The sequence below is a fragment of the Citrobacter sp. Cb041 genome (genome assembly GCF_030336655.1).
Classification (GTDB): domain Bacteria; phylum Pseudomonadota; class Gammaproteobacteria; order Enterobacterales; family Enterobacteriaceae; genus Citrobacter; species Citrobacter braakii.
This window is the reverse complement of record NZ_JAOWDD010000040.1, coordinates 266,918-282,792: the sequence shown is the minus strand read 5'-3', so window position 1 is coordinate 282,792 and position 15,875 is coordinate 266,918. Positions and strand designations below refer to the sequence as shown.

Here is a 15,875-nt window from a genome sequence, read left to right as displayed (position 1 = left end):
AAATATTGCTGCTAGTGTAGGTTAGCTCTTTTGCGCCTGGCAAGCGCGTTGCACATAGGGGTTATGGTTCCCCTGTACCTTTGCAATGCGTTCGTCGCGCTCACACTCCCAATCGGTGACCGGATACTGCTTATTCCAGGCATTAAAAAGCTGAGTTTGCTGGCGGGAGAGCGTCAGGTTGTATTGGTCGCGCATGTAAAAATAGGTACGCGCGATGGCGCCACGGGCGCGGGCTGGCGGCTCGGCAACTTTCTCTTTGAAGTCAACCTTCATGGTGCATTGTCCATATTGGCCTTCGCCACCGTTCCACTGGCTGTACATAAAGTTTGCGCGATCGCCATTGACCTCACCCACCGCGGGCTGCAGGTTATGCATATCGCTTTCCATTTTGCGATAGACCGGATCTTTAGCGCAGTTTTTACGCCCTCCGTCCTGCCAGCACTGGCGCTGATGACCAAATTGCCAGGCGGGGACCACGTGTTCCCATTCAATTCGACTGGCGCGGTTTTCATTTTTTCGCACTTTATAGCCGCAGGATTCGAGGTCAACGACCCCTTTTTTTCCTTGCCAGTTAATTTTACATCCGCAATAGAAATCGCCTGGCGCATCGGCGTTAACTTTAACGCCTGCTGCTTTTGCCTGAGAAAAACTGTTGATGCCTTCGGCTAAAACCGAGCCTGAAAACGCAGCGGCTAACAAGGCCGCAGCAAAAGAAAGATTACGGTACATCACGAACTCCGTGTCAAAACGAGCCCGCAACGTAGCGAAAGTCATTCCTGTATGCAATCAGTTAGATCAGAAAAGTTCCTGATAATTCTGAAGATTATTCTGCAACCAGCGGTTGACCGCAGTGAACGCAGCGGTAGGTGGCTTCGCCGCGTACAACGCGGTTATGGCGGCGGACGGTCAGTTGGTGCTCCTGACACTTACAGCGGTATGTAAAGGTCTTACGCTGCACGGATTGCAGCTCAAACTGATGCGTGCGCCGGGCCGGTACGCCCAGCACGCTCTCCATCATCCATTTCCACTCTTTCCCGTGCGGCGGTACGCGGCCAAAGTGTTTCCACACCAGTAGATGCGCCAGTTCATGGGGCACCACTTCGTTAACGAACGCGTCAACATTCTCCATCAGCAAAACTGGATTAAGACGAATTTCGTAGGTTTGTAGCCACGCGGTACCCGCGGCGGTTCCGCGCTGTTGGTAAACCAGCTTTGGTTCCGGGTATTGGCGTTCGAGCTTGAGATTGGCCTGAGCGAGTTTTTCCCGCAGGCTGCGCATAACGGCTTGCTGGATGGCGATCGGGAGACGGGAGGTTTTCATAACGCCAGAGGATAGTGCGACAGGGAAGGGACTGCAAGAGGAAGGCTCCCTCCCACGGGGGAGGAAGCCTAACGAGATTAGTCGTGTGCGCCAATTTCGCGCAGTTTACGACCTTTCATCAGGTTACGTTCAATGTGTTCCAGAGAGACGTTTTTAGTTTCAGGGATCAGCCACAGGGTCAGGAAGATGAACAGTACGTTCAGGCCACCGTAGACCCAGAAGGTGTTGGCGCTGCCCAGCGAGTTCAGCATCGTCAGGAAGGTTGCGCCGACAATCATGTTGGCAATCCAGTTAGTTGCGGTAGAGCAGGTGATGCCGAAATCGCGACCTTTCAGCGGCTGGATTTCAGAGCACAGTACCCAAATCAGCGGACCGGCGCTCATCGCAAAGCCAACGATAAACATTAGCAGCATCAGGACAGCGAAGTATTGTGCGGCTGGCGAGTGAATACCCACGTGCATCATTGTACCCAGCACGCCCATACCGACGGCCATGACGATAAAGCCGAGGATCAGCGTAGGTTTACGGCCCCAGCGGTCAACCAGGCCAATGGCGATAAAGGTTGCCAGCACGTTGGTCAGACCGACAATAACGGTCCCCCACATCTGTTCGGTGGTGTTGGTGTAACCCGCCAGCTCAAAGATTTTTGGCGCGTAATACATAATGACGTTCATCCCGGTGAACTGCTGCATCACCTGTAACAGGACGCCAAGGAAAACTGCGCGGCGGAAGTTGCTGTTTTCTTTAAACAGCGCCCAGCCGCTCTGCTTCACTTGCAGGCTTTCACGAATTTCATCCAGCTCGCGTTTGGCTTCAGCGCTGGTGTCACGCAGACGCAACAGAACGCGTTCGGCATCGACAAAACGACGTTTAGCCGCAAACCAACGCGGGCTGTCCGGCAGGAAGATGACGCCAACCAGCAGTAACAGGGCAGGAATGATGATCACGCCCAGCATCCAGCGCCATGCGCCGCTGTAGCTAAATGCCGTATCGGAAAGATACGCACCTAAAATACCGATGGTGATCATTAACTGATACATAGAAATCATGCTGCCGCGAATTTTTTCCGGGGCGATTTCGGACAAGTACAACGGTGCGGTATAAGACGCAACGCCGACTGCCAGGCCGAGCAGCACGCGGGAAACCAGCAGCACTTCAACGTTTGGCGCTGCGGCGGAGAACAGCGAACCGGCAACAAACAGGATTGCGCCGATCATCAGGCTTTTTTTACGCCCCAGCTTGAAGGAGAGCCAACCGCTGCCGACGGCGCCCACTGCCGCACCAAACATCATGGAACTCACCACCCATTCTTGAGTGTGTGGGGTAATTTGGAACTCGTCGGTGATGAATGGTAAAGCACCGGCAATAACACCGATATCCAGGCCAAAAAGTAATCCAGCCAGGGCTGCCAGGAAGCAGACAAAAAATGTCATGGCTTTGTTGGAATGCCCCGTTTTTTTATTGTCAGGCATGATGCCCTCCGTTGGGTAGCTAGTTTTGTTGATGTTAAGGGTAGGTGAGTACGGGGTAAAAAAATGCGAATCACATCACATTAGTGTAATCGGTTACACTAACATTCATGTGGATTATTGCTTAATGAATTGAAAGTTAACATTATTTATTATTATAGAATAAAGTTGATTGGCTGATTTTAAGACAATGCTGAAATATGATGTAACAGTGATGCAATGCTGGTAACTAAGAGATGTGAATTCAAGGTAGATAGAAATACCGTGCTATGTAATCGCTTTCATTTGTTATTGAGGCAAATGAAATTAGCGTGGTTATAGCGATGGGGGATGGGAGAGCAAATGACATAAAAAAAGACCAGCACGAGGCTGGTCTTCATAAGCGTTGAGCCGTAGGGGTATTACTTCAGACCGGCAGCTTCACGCAGCAGGGCGGCTTTGTCGGTTTTTTCCCATGGGAAATGTTCGCGACCAAAGTGACCGTAAGCAGCGGTTTCTTTGTAAATCGGGTGCAGCAGATCCAGCATCTGAATCAGGCCATACGGGCGCAGGTCGAAGAACTCACGCACCAGCAGGGTCAGCTGCTCTGAAGGCACTTTTTCAGTACCGAACGTTTCCACCATGATAGAGGTCGGTTCAGCCACGCCGATTGCGTAGGAAACCTGAATCTCACAACGGTCAGCCAGGCCAGCGGCAACGATGTTTTTCGCTACGTAGCGGGCTGCATAAGCTGCGGAACGGTCAACTTTAGACGGATCCTTACCAGAGAATGCGCCGCCGCCGTGACGGGCCATGCCGCCGTAGGTATCAACGATGATTTTACGACCCGTCAGACCGCAGTCACCCATTGGACCGCCGATAACGAAACGACCAGTTGGGTTGATGAAGAACTTGGTTGAAGCTGTCAGCCATTCAGTCGGCAGTACCGGCTTGATGATCTCTTCCATAACGGCTTCTTGCAGCGATTTCTGATCGATATCTTCAGAGTGCTGAGTCGACAGAACAACCGCATCAATACCGACGATTTTACCGTCGTCATACTGGAAGGTTACCTGGCTTTTTGCATCCGGGCGCAGCCAGGATAAGGTGCCGTTTTTACGCACTTCAGCCTGACGCTGCACCAGACGGTGAGCATAGGTAATCGGGGCTGGCATCAGCACGTCGGTTTCGTTGGTTGCATAACCAAACATCAGACCCTGGTCGCCTGCACCCTGTTCCAGCGGATCCGCACGGTCAACACCCTGGTTGATGTCCGGAGACTGTTTACCAATCGCGCTCAGTACCGCACAAGAGTTGGCATCAAAGCCCATGTCGGAATGCACATAGCCAATTTCGCGAACCGTGTTACGGGTGATCTCTTCGATATCAACCCATGCGCTGGTGGTGATCTCACCGCCAACTAAAACCATGCCGGTTTTGACGTAGGTTTCGCAGGCAACGCGTGCTTTCGGATCCTGCTCCAGGATTGCATCCAGCACGGCATCAGAGATTTGGTCAGCGATTTTGTCAGGATGCCCTTCTGATACGGACTCGGACGTAAAAAGGTGTTTTGCCATATTTAATTTCACCTAAGGAGAATGTAGTTAGCTCAAACTGTCGAGTGGAATAGCCATGTGTAGAAGATTCTACCATGAGTCTGCAGATGACGGACACTGGCAGTCTGAGTGTTAATCGGTATAGATGGATTAACATCTGGACGGCTATTTTAAGGTGGTTCTGCGCCTGATTTCCAGCTTTTTTTGATTGAGCTCGCATTGTACTGAAAATGTAACTGGAAATTTTTCCTGACGGTGCTGGCAATGCGCGTATTTATCTTTTGCTTTTTCGTACTGTTGTCGGTATAAAACGCGGCGCGCGGCTCATATCCGTCATACTTCAAGTTGCATGTGCGTTGGCAATACTCGCCCAGTCACTTACTCCTGTAAGCGCCCGGGGATTCACTGCGTTGCCGCCTTCCCGCAACTCGATTTATTGAGGATAGACAAAAAAGCACACGACGTTTTCATCGTGTTGCCACTTCCAGCCGGGTTAAAACTTTAGCTTTGGCTTGTGGGTTCGTTCCGTCAGGAGCAACCGTGGAGGTGATACGAGATAATGAACCGTTGTATTCTGCTGAATCTGTCGCACCGTTCTGGTGTACATATGTCCCCCGCAATCTGCATCTTGCATACCTGCCGATGTTATACCCATCTCGGCGCTTCTCAGGACTCCAGGGCCGGCAACGGTCACTAAGAACTGAACAAGGGCGCTCTTGGTAAACAAGAGTTTTCTCGTGGTTTCGCCGAACCGTCAGCATTAAGTTCGGTTACGTGTTTACATTGATATGAAAAAGAAACCGGTCGCACAGTCGGAGCGTCAGCACTATCTGCTGGAAATTCTGCCTGTATTTGGGTTGTTATCGCGTCTTCGGATTGCGATAGTAGTCAACTGTTTTACACTTGTTAATAAAATTTGAGGTTCGCTATGTCTGACGACATTTCTTTGGGTTCGCCTTCGTCAGCAGGCGAACACGGTGTACTACGCTCCATGCAGGAGGTTGCAATGAGTTCCCAGGAAGCCAGCAAGATGCTGCGTACTTACAATATTGCCTGGTGGGGTAATAACTACTATGACGTCAATGAACTGGGCCACATCAGCGTGTGCCCGGATCCCGACGTACCAGAAGCGCGCGTTGACCTTGCTGAGTTGGTGAAAGCCCGTGAAGCGCAGGGCCAGCGTTTGCCTGCATTGTTCTGCTTCCCGCAGATCCTGCAACACCGTCTGCGTTCGATTAACGCCGCGTTTAAGCGCGCCCGTGAGTCTTACGGCTACAACGGTGACTATTTCCTCGTTTACCCGATCAAGGTTAACCAGCACCGTCGCGTGATTGAATCGCTGATCCACTCCGGCGAACCGCTGGGGCTGGAAGCCGGTTCTAAAGCTGAACTGATGGCCGTTCTGGCTCATGCCGGAATGACCCGCAGCGTGATCGTGTGTAACGGCTATAAAGACCGCGAATACATCCGCCTGGCGCTAATTGGCGAAAAGATGGGCCATAAGATCTATCTGGTCATCGAGAAGATGTCTGAAATCGCTATCGTGCTGGATGAAGCTGAACGACTGAATGTTGTTCCGCGTCTGGGCGTGCGTGCGCGTCTGGCGTCGCAAGGGTCCGGCAAATGGCAGTCCTCCGGCGGAGAGAAATCGAAATTCGGCCTGGCGGCAAACCAGGTGCTGCAACTGGTAGAAATGCTGCGCGAGCGCGGTCGTCTGGACAGTATTCAGTTGCTGCACTTCCACCTCGGCTCACAGATGGCGAACATTCGTGATATTGCCACCGGCGTACGTGAGTCGGCGCGTTTCTACGTTGAGCTGCACAAGCTTGGCGTAAATATCCAGTGCTTCGACGTGGGCGGTGGCTTGGGCGTGGACTACGAAGGTACCCGTTCGCAGTCTGACTGCTCCGTAAACTACGGCCTGAACGAATACGCGAACAACATCATCTGGGCCATTGGCGACGCCTGTGAAGAGCACGGTCTGCCGCACCCGACGGTAATTACCGAATCCGGTCGCGCTGTTACCGCGCATCATACCGTGCTGGTGTCTAATATTATCGGCGTTGAGCGTAGCGAGCATACCGAAGCAACGCCTCCGGCTGACGATGCGCCGCGTGCCCTGCAAAGCATGTGGGAAACCTGGCAAGAGATGCATGAGCCGGGAACCCGTCGTTCGCTGCGTGAATGGCTGCACGACAGCCAGATGGATCTGCACGATATTCACGTTGGGTACTCTTCAGGCACCTTTAGCCTGCAGGAACGCGCGTGGGCAGAACAGCTCTATCTGAACATGTGTCACGATGTGCAAAAACAACTCGACCCGAGCAACCGCGCGCACCGTCCGATTATCGACGAGTTGCAGGAGCGTATGGCGGATAAGATTTACGTCAACTTCTCGCTGTTCCAGTCGATGCCGGATGCGTGGGGGATCGATCAGCTGTTCCCGGTGATGCCGTTGGAAGGGCTGAACAAGGCTCCTGAGCGCCGTGCGGTGCTGCTGGATATCACCTGTGACTCTGATGGCGCTATCGACCACTATGTTGATGGTGACGGCATTGCGACCACCATGCCGATGCCGGAATACGACCCGGAGAACCCGCCGATGCTGGGCTTCTTTATGGTGGGTGCGTACCAGGAGATCCTTGGCAACATGCACAACCTGTTCGGTGATACTGAAGCGGTTGACGTGTTCGTCTTCCCTGACGGCAGCGTGGAAGTTGAGCTGTCTGACGAAGGGGATACCGTGGCGGATATGCTGCAATACGTGCAGTTGGATCCGAACACCCTGCTAACGCAGTTCCGTGACCAGGTGAAAAACACCGATCTGGATACCGAGTTGCAGCAGCAGTTCCTCGAAGAGTTTGAGGCAGGTCTGTACGGATATACCTATCTCGAAGACGAGTAATGCTGTTGGGGTTCGCTTGAACCTGAGCAAATTAACGGCGATAATTCGCCTATACAAGTAGTCACGTAAATCAATCCCTTCCTCGTCGGGCTTAACGACGCGGAGGGGATTTTTTTTCACCGATTTTAAAAGAGGTCAGTACATGAGCACCTTAGGTCATCAATACGACAACTCCCTGGTTTCTAACGCCTTTGGTTTTTTGCGTCTGCCGATGAACTTCATGCCGTACGACAGCGACGCCGATTGGGTGATCACCGGCGTACCGTTTGATATGGCAACGTCTGGCCGCGCGGGCGGTCGTCATGGTCCGGCTGCGATCCGTCAGGTTTCCACTAACCTGGCGTGGGAACACAATCGCTTCCCGTGGAACTTCGATATGCGCGAGCGTCTGAACGTGGTGGACTGCGGCGATCTGGTTTATGCGTTCGGTGATGCCCGTGAAATGAGTGAAAAACTGCAGGCGCATGCTGAGAAGTTGCTTTCTGCCGGTAAGCGCATGCTCTCTTTCGGCGGTGACCACTTCGTCACGCTGCCGCTCCTGCGCGCGCACGCTAAACACTTTGGTAAAATGGCGCTGGTACACTTTGATGCCCACACCGACACCTACGCTAACGGCTGTGAATTCGACCACGGTACCATGTTCTACACTGCGCCGAACGAAGGTCTGATCGATCCGAATCACTCTGTGCAGATCGGTATTCGTACCGAGTTCGACAAAGATAACGGCTTTACCGTGCTGGATGCTTGCCAGGTGAACGATCGCGGCGTAGATGACGTCATCGCCCAGGTTAAGCAGATTGTTGGTGATATGCCGGTGTATCTGACCTTTGATATCGACTGCCTCGATCCGGCGTTTGCTCCTGGAACCGGTACGCCCGTGATCGGCGGTCTGACTTCCGATCGCGCGATCAAGCTGGTACGTGGTCTGAAAGATCTGCATATCGTCGGGATGGATGTGGTGGAAGTGGCTCCGGCCTACGATCAGTCAGAGATCACCGCGCTGGCGGCGGCTACGCTGGCACTGGAAATGCTGTATATCCAGGCGGCGAAGAAAGGCGAATAACGGGTTTCGGACTATTTTGCCGGATGTCGCTGACGCTAGTCCGGCCTACATTATTGCTGAATTTGTAGGCCGGATAAGGCGTTCACGCCGCCATCCGGCACTGTTCGAGGATTATTTTATCCCGTCTGCGCTCATGCGATCGCGAATGTGTTGCGCACGTTCTACAGATGCCGGGTGATCGTCAAACATTGAGCTTTGGCGTCCTGCTTCCAGTTTAGCCAGTTTCTCAAAGCTGGTGGCCAGGCCTGCCGGATTGATCCCACGTTTGCGCAACAAATCATACGAGTAATCATCTGCTTCGGATTCCTGACGCTGGGAGAACTGCGAGTTCACCAGTTTTTCGCCAAGATCGCCCAATTGCGACTGCGACAGGCTGCCGACAATGCCGCCAGCGGAAGCCGCTGCTGCACGTACGGCGTTAGTGCCCAGCGCGACCTGCATGCCTTTTTTCACATGACCCAGCGCGACGTGGCCCATTTCGTGGCCGATCACCGCTTCGACTTCGTTATCGGTCATCATATCCATCAGGCCGCTGTACACGCGGATACAACCGTTTGCCATGGCAAAGGCATTCACATCTTTCGCCATATAGACTTTGTAGTTCACCGGCTGGCCGTTAATGTTGTCGCCAAGCGCGGCGGCGATTTTGCCAAGACGCGTTGCGTACTCGCTGCTGGCAGGGGCGATAGTAGCCTTGCTGTCCATATCTTTACAGGCCTGATCGCTCAGCGCTTTTACCTGAGTATCGCTCAGACTATAGGCCTGAAAAGCCTCTGCGCCAGAAGAAAGCAGTCCGTTTGAGTCCATGTTCTGGCAGCCGGTCAATGCCGCCGCCATGCTCGTAGCAAGCAGTAAAGCGCGAATTTTCATTTTTTCTCTTCCGCACAAAGTCAGGATTATTCTAAAAAATGCGTCGTTTGCAGGTAAACCGACGCTCGGCCTAAGTATAAAGAAAAGAACATTCAGCGGGCGAGAAGATTGCGCAACTTGCGCGCATGATCCAGAGATTTCTGAAGCGGTAAAAGGATGCTCCATGTACATGACACGCGGCTTGGGTTACATTGTTGGCACTTTTTTCCGGCGTAGCCCAAAACGCGCTGTCGTCAAGTCGTTAAGGGCTCAGCCTTCATTATCCGATCTGGAGTCAAAATGTCCTCACGTAAAGAGCTTGCCAATGCTATTCGTGCGCTGAGCATGGACGCAGTACAGAAAGCCAAATCCGGTCACCCGGGTGCCCCGATGGGTATGGCTGACATTGCCGAAGTCCTGTGGCGTGATTTCCTGAACCACAACCCGACTAACCCGTCCTGGGCTGACCGTGACCGCTTCGTGCTGTCCAACGGCCACGGCTCCATGCTGATTTACAGCCTGCTGCACCTCACCGGCTACGATCTGCCGATGTCCGAGCTGCAGAACTTCCGTCAGCTGCATTCCAAAACGCCGGGTCACCCGGAAGTGGGTTACACCGCGGGTGTTGAAACCACTACCGGTCCTCTGGGTCAGGGCATTGCGAATGCTGTGGGTATGGCTATCGCCGAAAAAACGCTGGCGGCGCAGTTTAACCGTCCTGGTCACGACATCGTTGACCACTTCACCTATGCTTTCATGGGCGACGGCTGCATGATGGAAGGTATCTCTCACGAGGTATGTTCCCTGGCCGGTACGCTGAAGCTGGGTAAACTGGTAGCGTTCTACGATGACAACGGCATCTCTATCGATGGCCACGTTGAAGGCTGGTTCACCGATGACACCGCTAAGCGTTTCGAAGCTTACGGCTGGCACGTGGTTCGTGGCGTTGATGGTCACGATGCTGACGCGATTAAGCGCGCAGTTGAAGAAGCTCGCGCTGTGACCGACAAACCGTCCCTGCTGATGTGCAAAACCATCATCGGTTTCGGTTCCCCGAATAAAGCTGGTACCCACGACTCTCACGGTGCGCCGCTGGGTGATGCAGAAATCGCACTGACCCGCGAACAGCTGGGCTGGAAATACGCGCCGTTTGAAATTCCGTCTGAAATCTACGCGCAGTGGGATGCGAAAGAAGCAGGCCAGGCAAAAGAAGCTGCATGGAACGAGAAGTTCGCTGCTTATGCGAAAGCCTTCCCGCAGGAAGCCGCTGAATTCACCCGTCGTATGAAAGGTGAAATGCCGTCTGACTTCGACGCAAAAGCGAACGAGTTCATCGCTAAGCTGCAGGCTAACCCGGCGAAAATCGCCAGCCGTAAAGCGTCTCAGAACGCGATTGAAGCGTTTGGTCCTCTGCTGCCTGAATTCCTCGGCGGCTCCGCTGACCTGGCACCAAGTAACCTGACTCTGTGGTCTGGTTCTAAAGCTATCAACGAAGATACTGCCGGTAACTACATCCATTACGGTGTACGTGAATTCGGTATGACCGCTATCGCTAACGGTATCTCCCTGCACGGTGGCTTCCTGCCGTACACCTCCACCTTCCTGATGTTTGTGGAATATGCCCGTAACGCGGTGCGTATGGCTGCGCTGATGAAACAGCGTCAGGTGATGGTCTATACCCACGACTCCATCGGTCTGGGCGAAGATGGCCCGACTCACCAGCCGGTAGAGCAGGTAGCTTCGCTGCGTGTGACCCCGAACATGAGCACCTGGCGTCCGTGTGACCAGGTTGAATCTGCCGTTGCATGGAAATACGGAGTAGAGCGTCAGGACGGTCCGACCGCGCTGATCCTCTCCCGCCAGAACCTGGCACAGCAGGAACGTACCGAAGAGCAACTGGCGAACATCGCGCGCGGTGGTTACGTGCTGAAAGATTGCGCCGGTCAGCCGGAACTGATCTTCATCGCTACCGGTTCTGAAGTTGAGCTGGCTGTGGCTGCCTGGGACAAACTGACCGCTGAAGGCGTTAAAGCGCGCGTGGTTTCCATGCCGTCTACCGACGCGTTCGACAAACAGGATGCCGCTTATCGCGAGTCCGTACTGCCGAAAGCTGTTTCCGCACGTGTTGCAGTGGAAGCGGGTATCGCAGACTACTGGTTCAAATACGTGGGCCTGAACGGCGCTATCGTTGGTATGACTACCTTTGGTGAGTCTGCACCGGCTGAGCTGCTGTTTGAAGAGTTTGGCTTCACTGTCGACAACGTTGTCGCGAAAGCAAAAGAACTGCTGTAATTTTGATTACAGGTGAAAACGGGTCGCTTATGCGGCCCGTTTTTTTTAAGTAAGTAAATTTATTTGATCTTTCGCAACCCGAAAATGTAGATTTGCATCACAAATATGATATTTAGCGATGTTTTATATTTGCAGCTTGAATCACATTATTACTGTTGATTTTTATATTCCTTTTCTCAATCCATTGTTTTTAAAGGCATCACCAAAAAACATTCTGTGCTGTATGTAGTTTTCTCCTCGATTGATTTCATTTCGCCGTGCGCGTATTTTATTTTTAACGCTAACTCGTACCCTAAAAATAAAATAAGGAAAATGTATGCGGCTGATTGATTACTTTCCCGAATCATCTATCTCAATAAAAAATTCAGCAAAGAACTGGCAGGAGGCAATTGACTTTTCTATGTCATCCTTACTTGCCAATCATTATGTCAATTCAGATTATATTCAGGCCATTAAAGACTCAACGATTAACAATGGTCCTTATTATATTTTAGCGCCAGGCGTCGCCATGCCGCACGCTCGACCGGAGTGTGGCGCGTTAAAAACCGGTATGTCATTAACGCTTCTCAAACAGGAAGTGAAATTTGCCGAAGACGATGAAGGCATTAGATTATTAATCGGATTGTCGGCGGCTAATGCTGATTCACACATTGGCGCTATTCAGGCCTTAAGCGAATTATTATGTGAAGAGGAAGCACTAACCGCTTTGTTAGCGGCTAAATCAGAAAAACAATTGGCGGATATTATCGCTCAAGCATAATTAACGGTTTCCTTTCAGGACATTATTATGGAAAACAAGTCTGCTCGTGCCAAAGTCCAGGCTTTTGGTGGGTTTTTGACTGCAATGGTCATTCCCAACATCGGCGCATTTATTGCCTGGGGTTTTATTACCGCATTATTTATTCCTACTGGTTGGATGCCGAATGAGCATTTCGCCAAAATTGTCGGTCCGATGATTACCTATTTACTGCCCGTCATGATTGGCTCCACTGGGGGGCATCTGGTTGGCGGGAAACGCGGTGCGGTAATGGGGGGCATTGGTTCTATTGGCGTTATTGTGGGCGCGGATATCCCGATGTTCCTTGGCGCGATGGTAATGGGGCCGCTTGGCGGTTGGGTGATTAAGCATATCGACCGTCTGCTGGAAAAACGCATTCCTGCAGGCTTCGAGATGGTTATCAATAATTTCTCTCTTGGTATTGCGGGAATGCTTTTATGCTTGCTGGGGTTTGAAGTTATCGGCCCGGCGGTTCTCATTGCCAATAATTTCGTGAAGGAGTGTATTGAAGCGTTGGTTCATGCGGGCTATCTGCCGTTGCTATCCGTAATCAATGAGCCGGCAAAAATCCTCTTTCTGAACAATGCCATCGATCAGGGGGTGTATTATCCGCTGGGGATGCAGCAAGCTTCTGAAACGGGAAAATCGATTTTCTTCATGGTGGCATCTAACCCAGGGCCGGGATTAGGTTTGTTACTCGGCTTTGCTATCTTTGGCAAAGGGATGAGTAAAAAGTCTGCGCCAGGCGCCATGATTATCCACTTCCTCGGTGGTATTCATGAACTGTATTTCCCGTATGTGCTGATGAAGCCTCTGACCCTGATCGCGATGATTGCCGGGGGAATGACCGGGACGTGGGTATTCCACCTGCTGGACGGTGGGTTAGTTGCGGGGCCAAGCCCAGGATCTATATTCGCCTATCTGGCATTAACGCCGAAAGGTTCTTTCCTCGCGACCATTGCAGGAGTCACCGCGGGAACCGTTGTTACTTTTGTTATTACCTCTGTCATCCTGAAAATAGAAAAGAACGTTGAAACAGAAAGTGAAGATGACTTTGCTGAATCAGCCAGAACCGTCAAAGCGATGAAGCAGGAAGGGAAATTCTCTTATAAAAACATTAAACGTGTCGCTTTTGTCTGTGATGCAGGAATGGGTTCCAGTGCTATGGGGGCAACCACGTTTCGTAAGCGTCTGGAGAAAGCGGGATTGAATATTACTGTGACTCATTATGCTATCGAAAACGTTCCGCAAGATGCCGATATTATTGTCACCCATGCCAGTCTTGAAGGTCGTGTTAAACGTGTAAGTGAAAAGCCATTAGTGCTGATTAAGAACTATATTGGTGACCCATTGTTGGATGATTTATTTAAACGCATTACTGCGAACTAGCCTTCTTATATTTTTGGAGTGAATATGAAAACGAAAGTTGCTGCCATATATGGCAAGCAGGATATTCGTATCCGCGAATTTGAACTGCCTGCAATTACAGATAATGAATTGTTAGTAAGCGTAATATCCGATAGCGTTTGTTTGTCCACCTGGAAAGCAGCAGCATTGGGGAGCGATCATAAACGCGTACCGGACGATCTGGAAAATCATCCGGTTATTACCGGACATGAATGTGCTGGTATCATTGTTGAGGTGGGGAAAAACCTGACGGATAAATATAAGAAAGGTCAGCGTTTTGTGCTGCAACCCGCGATGGGATTGCCAAGTGGATATTCAGCAGGATACAGCTATGAATATTTTGGCGGCAATGCGACATATATGATTATCCCGGAAGTGGCGATTAACCTGGGATGCGTTTTGCCTTACCACGGCTCTTATTTTGCTGCCGCCTCATTGGCAGAACCGATGTGCTGCATTATTGGCGCGTATAACGCGAATTTTCACACCACGCCTTACGTTTATGAGCATCGCATGGGGATTAAGCCAGGGGGGAACATTGCGCTTCTGGCCTGCGCCGGGCCGATGGGTATTGGTGCAATAGATTATGCCATTAACGGGAATATTCAGCCGTCGCGCGTGGTGGTGGTCGACATTGACGAAGCACGACTGGCGCAGGCTAAAAAACTGTTGCCCGTTGAGCGGGCGGCAGAAAAGGGGATTGAGCTCATCTATGTGAATACTACTGGCATGGATTCTCCGACAGCGATGCTGCGAGCGTTAACTCATGACGCAGGTTTTGATGATGTCTTTGTGTATGCGGCAGTGCCTGCAGTTGTTGAGATGGCTGATGATTTACTCGCGGAAGATGGTTGCCTGAATTTTTTTGCCGGTCCTACGGACAGTAACTTCAAAGTGCCGTTTAATTTTTATAACGTGCACTACAACAGCACTCACGTTGTCGGGACATCTGGTGGTTCAACGGATGATATGAAAGAGGCCATTGCGCTCAGTGCAACCGGCCAACTGCAACCGTCGTTTATGGTGACGCACATTGGCGGCCTTGATGCAGTTCCGGAAACTGTATTGAATTTACCGGCGATCCCCGGCGGTAAGAAGCTGATATATAACGGCGTTACCATGCCACTAACCGCCATTGCTGATTTTGCCGAGAAAGGGAAAACTGACCCATTATTCAAAGAACTGGCGCTGCTGGTGGAGGAGACGCACGGTATCTGGAATGAAAAGGCAGAAAAATACCTTTTGGCACACTTTGGCGTTGATATCGGGGAGGCGGCGATATGATGTCGCTGGCATGGCCGCTATTTCGTATCACGGAGCAGGCTGCACTTGCAGCCTGGCCGCAAACCGGGTGCGGCGATAAAAACAAGATTGATGGTCTGGCTGTGACGGCAATGCGGGAAGCATTGAACTGTATTGCCATTCGCGGACGCATCGTTATTGGCGAAGGGGAGATTGATCAAGCCCCGATGCTGTGGATTGGTGAGGAAGTGGGAATTGGCACCGGACCTGAGGTAGATATCGCCGTTGATCCTATCGAAGGAACCCGAATGGTGGCTATGGGGCAAAGTAATGCGCTGGCCGTCATGGCGTTTGCCCCTCGCGGTAGTTTGTTACACGCCCCTGATATGTACATGAAAAAACTGGTTGTTAATCGGTTTGCGAAAGGGGCGATTAATCTGGCGCTGCCGTTGGCAGATAATCTGCGTAATGTGGCAGAGGCGTTGGGTAAACCGCTGGAGCGACTGCGGATGGTGACGCTGGATAAGCCGCGCCTTCAACCAGCGATTGCCGAGGCGACACGGCTTGGCGTCAAGGTCTTTGCTCTGCCCGATGGTGACGTGGCCGCCAGCGTGCTGGCCTGTATGCAGGAGAATCCTTATGATCTGATGTATACCATTGGCGGCGCGCCTGAGGGGGTTATTTCAGCCTGTGCGGTTAAAGCGCTGGGGGGCGATATGCAGGCTGAACTGATTGATTTTTGCGAAGCGAAAGGAAATAACGCAGATAATCGTCTGATTGCGGCACAGGAACATCAGCGCTGCGCGGAAATGGGCGTTGAGATCAACCGGATCTACGCGCTGGACGAACTGGTAGGGGGAGATAAGATCCTCTTCAGCGCAACAGGGGTCACGGGCGGCGATCTTGTGAAAGGGATCCAACAGGTTGCGAATGGTGTGCGCACGCAAACTTTACTGATCGGCGGCGCGGATCGAACGTGTAATATAATAGACTCTCTGCATTCATGGTGATTTA

General features: G+C 51.8%; 14 protein-coding genes. 9 read left to right on the top strand and 5 right to left on the bottom strand.

The window, feature by feature from the left end; genetic code table 11:
• Positions 1-21 precede the first annotated feature (21 nt).
• The 4 genes from endA to metK form a co-directional block, all read right to left on the bottom strand.
• Positions 22-729, bottom strand: coding sequence for a deoxyribonuclease I (gene endA, locus OGV52_RS16755; RefSeq protein WP_016154392.1), 708 nt, complete (start codon positions 727-729; stop codon positions 22-24).
• 94 nt (positions 730-823) lie between these two features.
• Complete coding sequence (locus tag OGV52_RS16750) at positions 824-1,321, bottom strand: SprT family zinc-dependent metalloprotease (protein WP_016154391.1); 498 nt, start codon at positions 1,319-1,321, stop codon at positions 824-826.
• 77 nt (positions 1,322-1,398) lie between these two features.
• Entirely contained in the window at positions 1,399-2,793 is a 1,395-nt protein-coding gene (galP, locus tag OGV52_RS16745; RefSeq protein ID WP_016154390.1) for a galactose/proton symporter, read from the bottom strand.
• A 398-nt stretch (positions 2,794-3,191) separates the two neighbouring features.
• On the bottom strand, positions 3,192-4,346 hold the full coding sequence (gene metK / locus OGV52_RS16740) for a methionine adenosyltransferase (RefSeq protein WP_003027071.1): 1,155 nt from the start codon (positions 4,344-4,346) through the stop codon (positions 3,192-3,194).
• Positions 4,347-4,884: 538 nt separating this feature from the next.
• Between metK and yqgG the strand changes: the two genes are divergently transcribed.
• The 4 genes from yqgG (at position 4,885) to speB (ending at position 8,293) form a co-directional block, all read left to right on the top strand.
• Positions 4,885-5,022 carry a small protein YqgG gene (yqgG, locus tag OGV52_RS16735; protein WP_269149342.1) on the top strand — a complete coding sequence of 46 codons (138 nt, stop codon included), beginning with the start codon at positions 4,885-4,887 and terminating at the stop codon, positions 5,020-5,022.
• Between the two features lie 91 nt (positions 5,023-5,113).
• On the top strand, positions 5,114-5,245 hold the full coding sequence (gene yqgB / locus OGV52_RS16730) for an acid stress response protein YqgB (RefSeq protein WP_049041971.1): 132 nt from the start codon (positions 5,114-5,116) through the stop codon (positions 5,243-5,245).
• Between the two features lie 8 nt (positions 5,246-5,253).
• Positions 5,254-7,230 carry a biosynthetic arginine decarboxylase gene (speA, locus tag OGV52_RS16725; protein WP_016154389.1) on the top strand — a complete coding sequence of 659 codons (1,977 nt, stop codon included), beginning with the start codon at positions 5,254-5,256 and terminating at the stop codon, positions 7,228-7,230.
• Between the two features lie 142 nt (positions 7,231-7,372).
• On the top strand, positions 7,373-8,293 hold the full coding sequence (gene speB, locus OGV52_RS16720) for an agmatinase (RefSeq protein WP_287108816.1): 921 nt from the start codon (positions 7,373-7,375) through the stop codon (positions 8,291-8,293).
• Between the two features lie 111 nt (positions 8,294-8,404).
• Here speB and loiP read toward each other — a convergent pair whose 3' ends face one another.
• Entirely contained in the window at positions 8,405-9,163 is a 759-nt protein-coding gene (gene loiP / locus OGV52_RS16715; RefSeq protein ID WP_151222338.1) for a metalloprotease LoiP, read from the bottom strand.
• 279 nt (positions 9,164-9,442) lie between these two features.
• On the opposite strand from loiP, the gene tkt reads away from it, so the two are divergent.
• The 5 genes from tkt (at position 9,443) to glpX (ending at position 15,871) form a co-directional block, all read left to right on the top strand.
• Positions 9,443-11,434 (top strand): transketolase, encoded by a 1,992-nt coding sequence (tkt, locus tag OGV52_RS16710; protein ID WP_016154386.1) that lies wholly within the window; start codon positions 9,443-9,445, stop codon positions 11,432-11,434.
• Between the two features lie 316 nt (positions 11,435-11,750).
• Entirely contained in the window at positions 11,751-12,194 is a 444-nt protein-coding gene (cmtB, locus tag OGV52_RS16705) for a PTS mannitol transporter subunit IIA (protein WP_016157436.1), read from the top strand.
• 27 nt (positions 12,195-12,221) lie between these two features.
• The gene (locus OGV52_RS16700; RefSeq protein ID WP_153690034.1) at positions 12,222-13,601 is read left to right on the top strand and encodes a PTS mannitol transporter subunit IIBC; all 1,380 of its coding nucleotides are present in this window, start codon (positions 12,222-12,224) and stop codon (positions 13,599-13,601) included.
• 24 nt (positions 13,602-13,625) lie between these two features.
• Positions 13,626-14,903 (top strand): zinc-binding dehydrogenase, encoded by a 1,278-nt coding sequence (locus OGV52_RS16695; RefSeq protein WP_181220825.1) that lies wholly within the window; start codon positions 13,626-13,628, stop codon positions 14,901-14,903.
• Positions 14,900-15,871: a class II fructose-bisphosphatase gene (gene glpX, locus OGV52_RS16690; RefSeq protein ID WP_287108814.1), complete on the top strand. Its 972-nt coding sequence runs from the start codon at positions 14,900-14,902 to the stop codon at positions 15,869-15,871. The genes OGV52_RS16695 and glpX overlap by 4 nt, the downstream gene beginning before the upstream one ends.
• Positions 15,872-15,875: the final 4 nt, after the last annotated feature.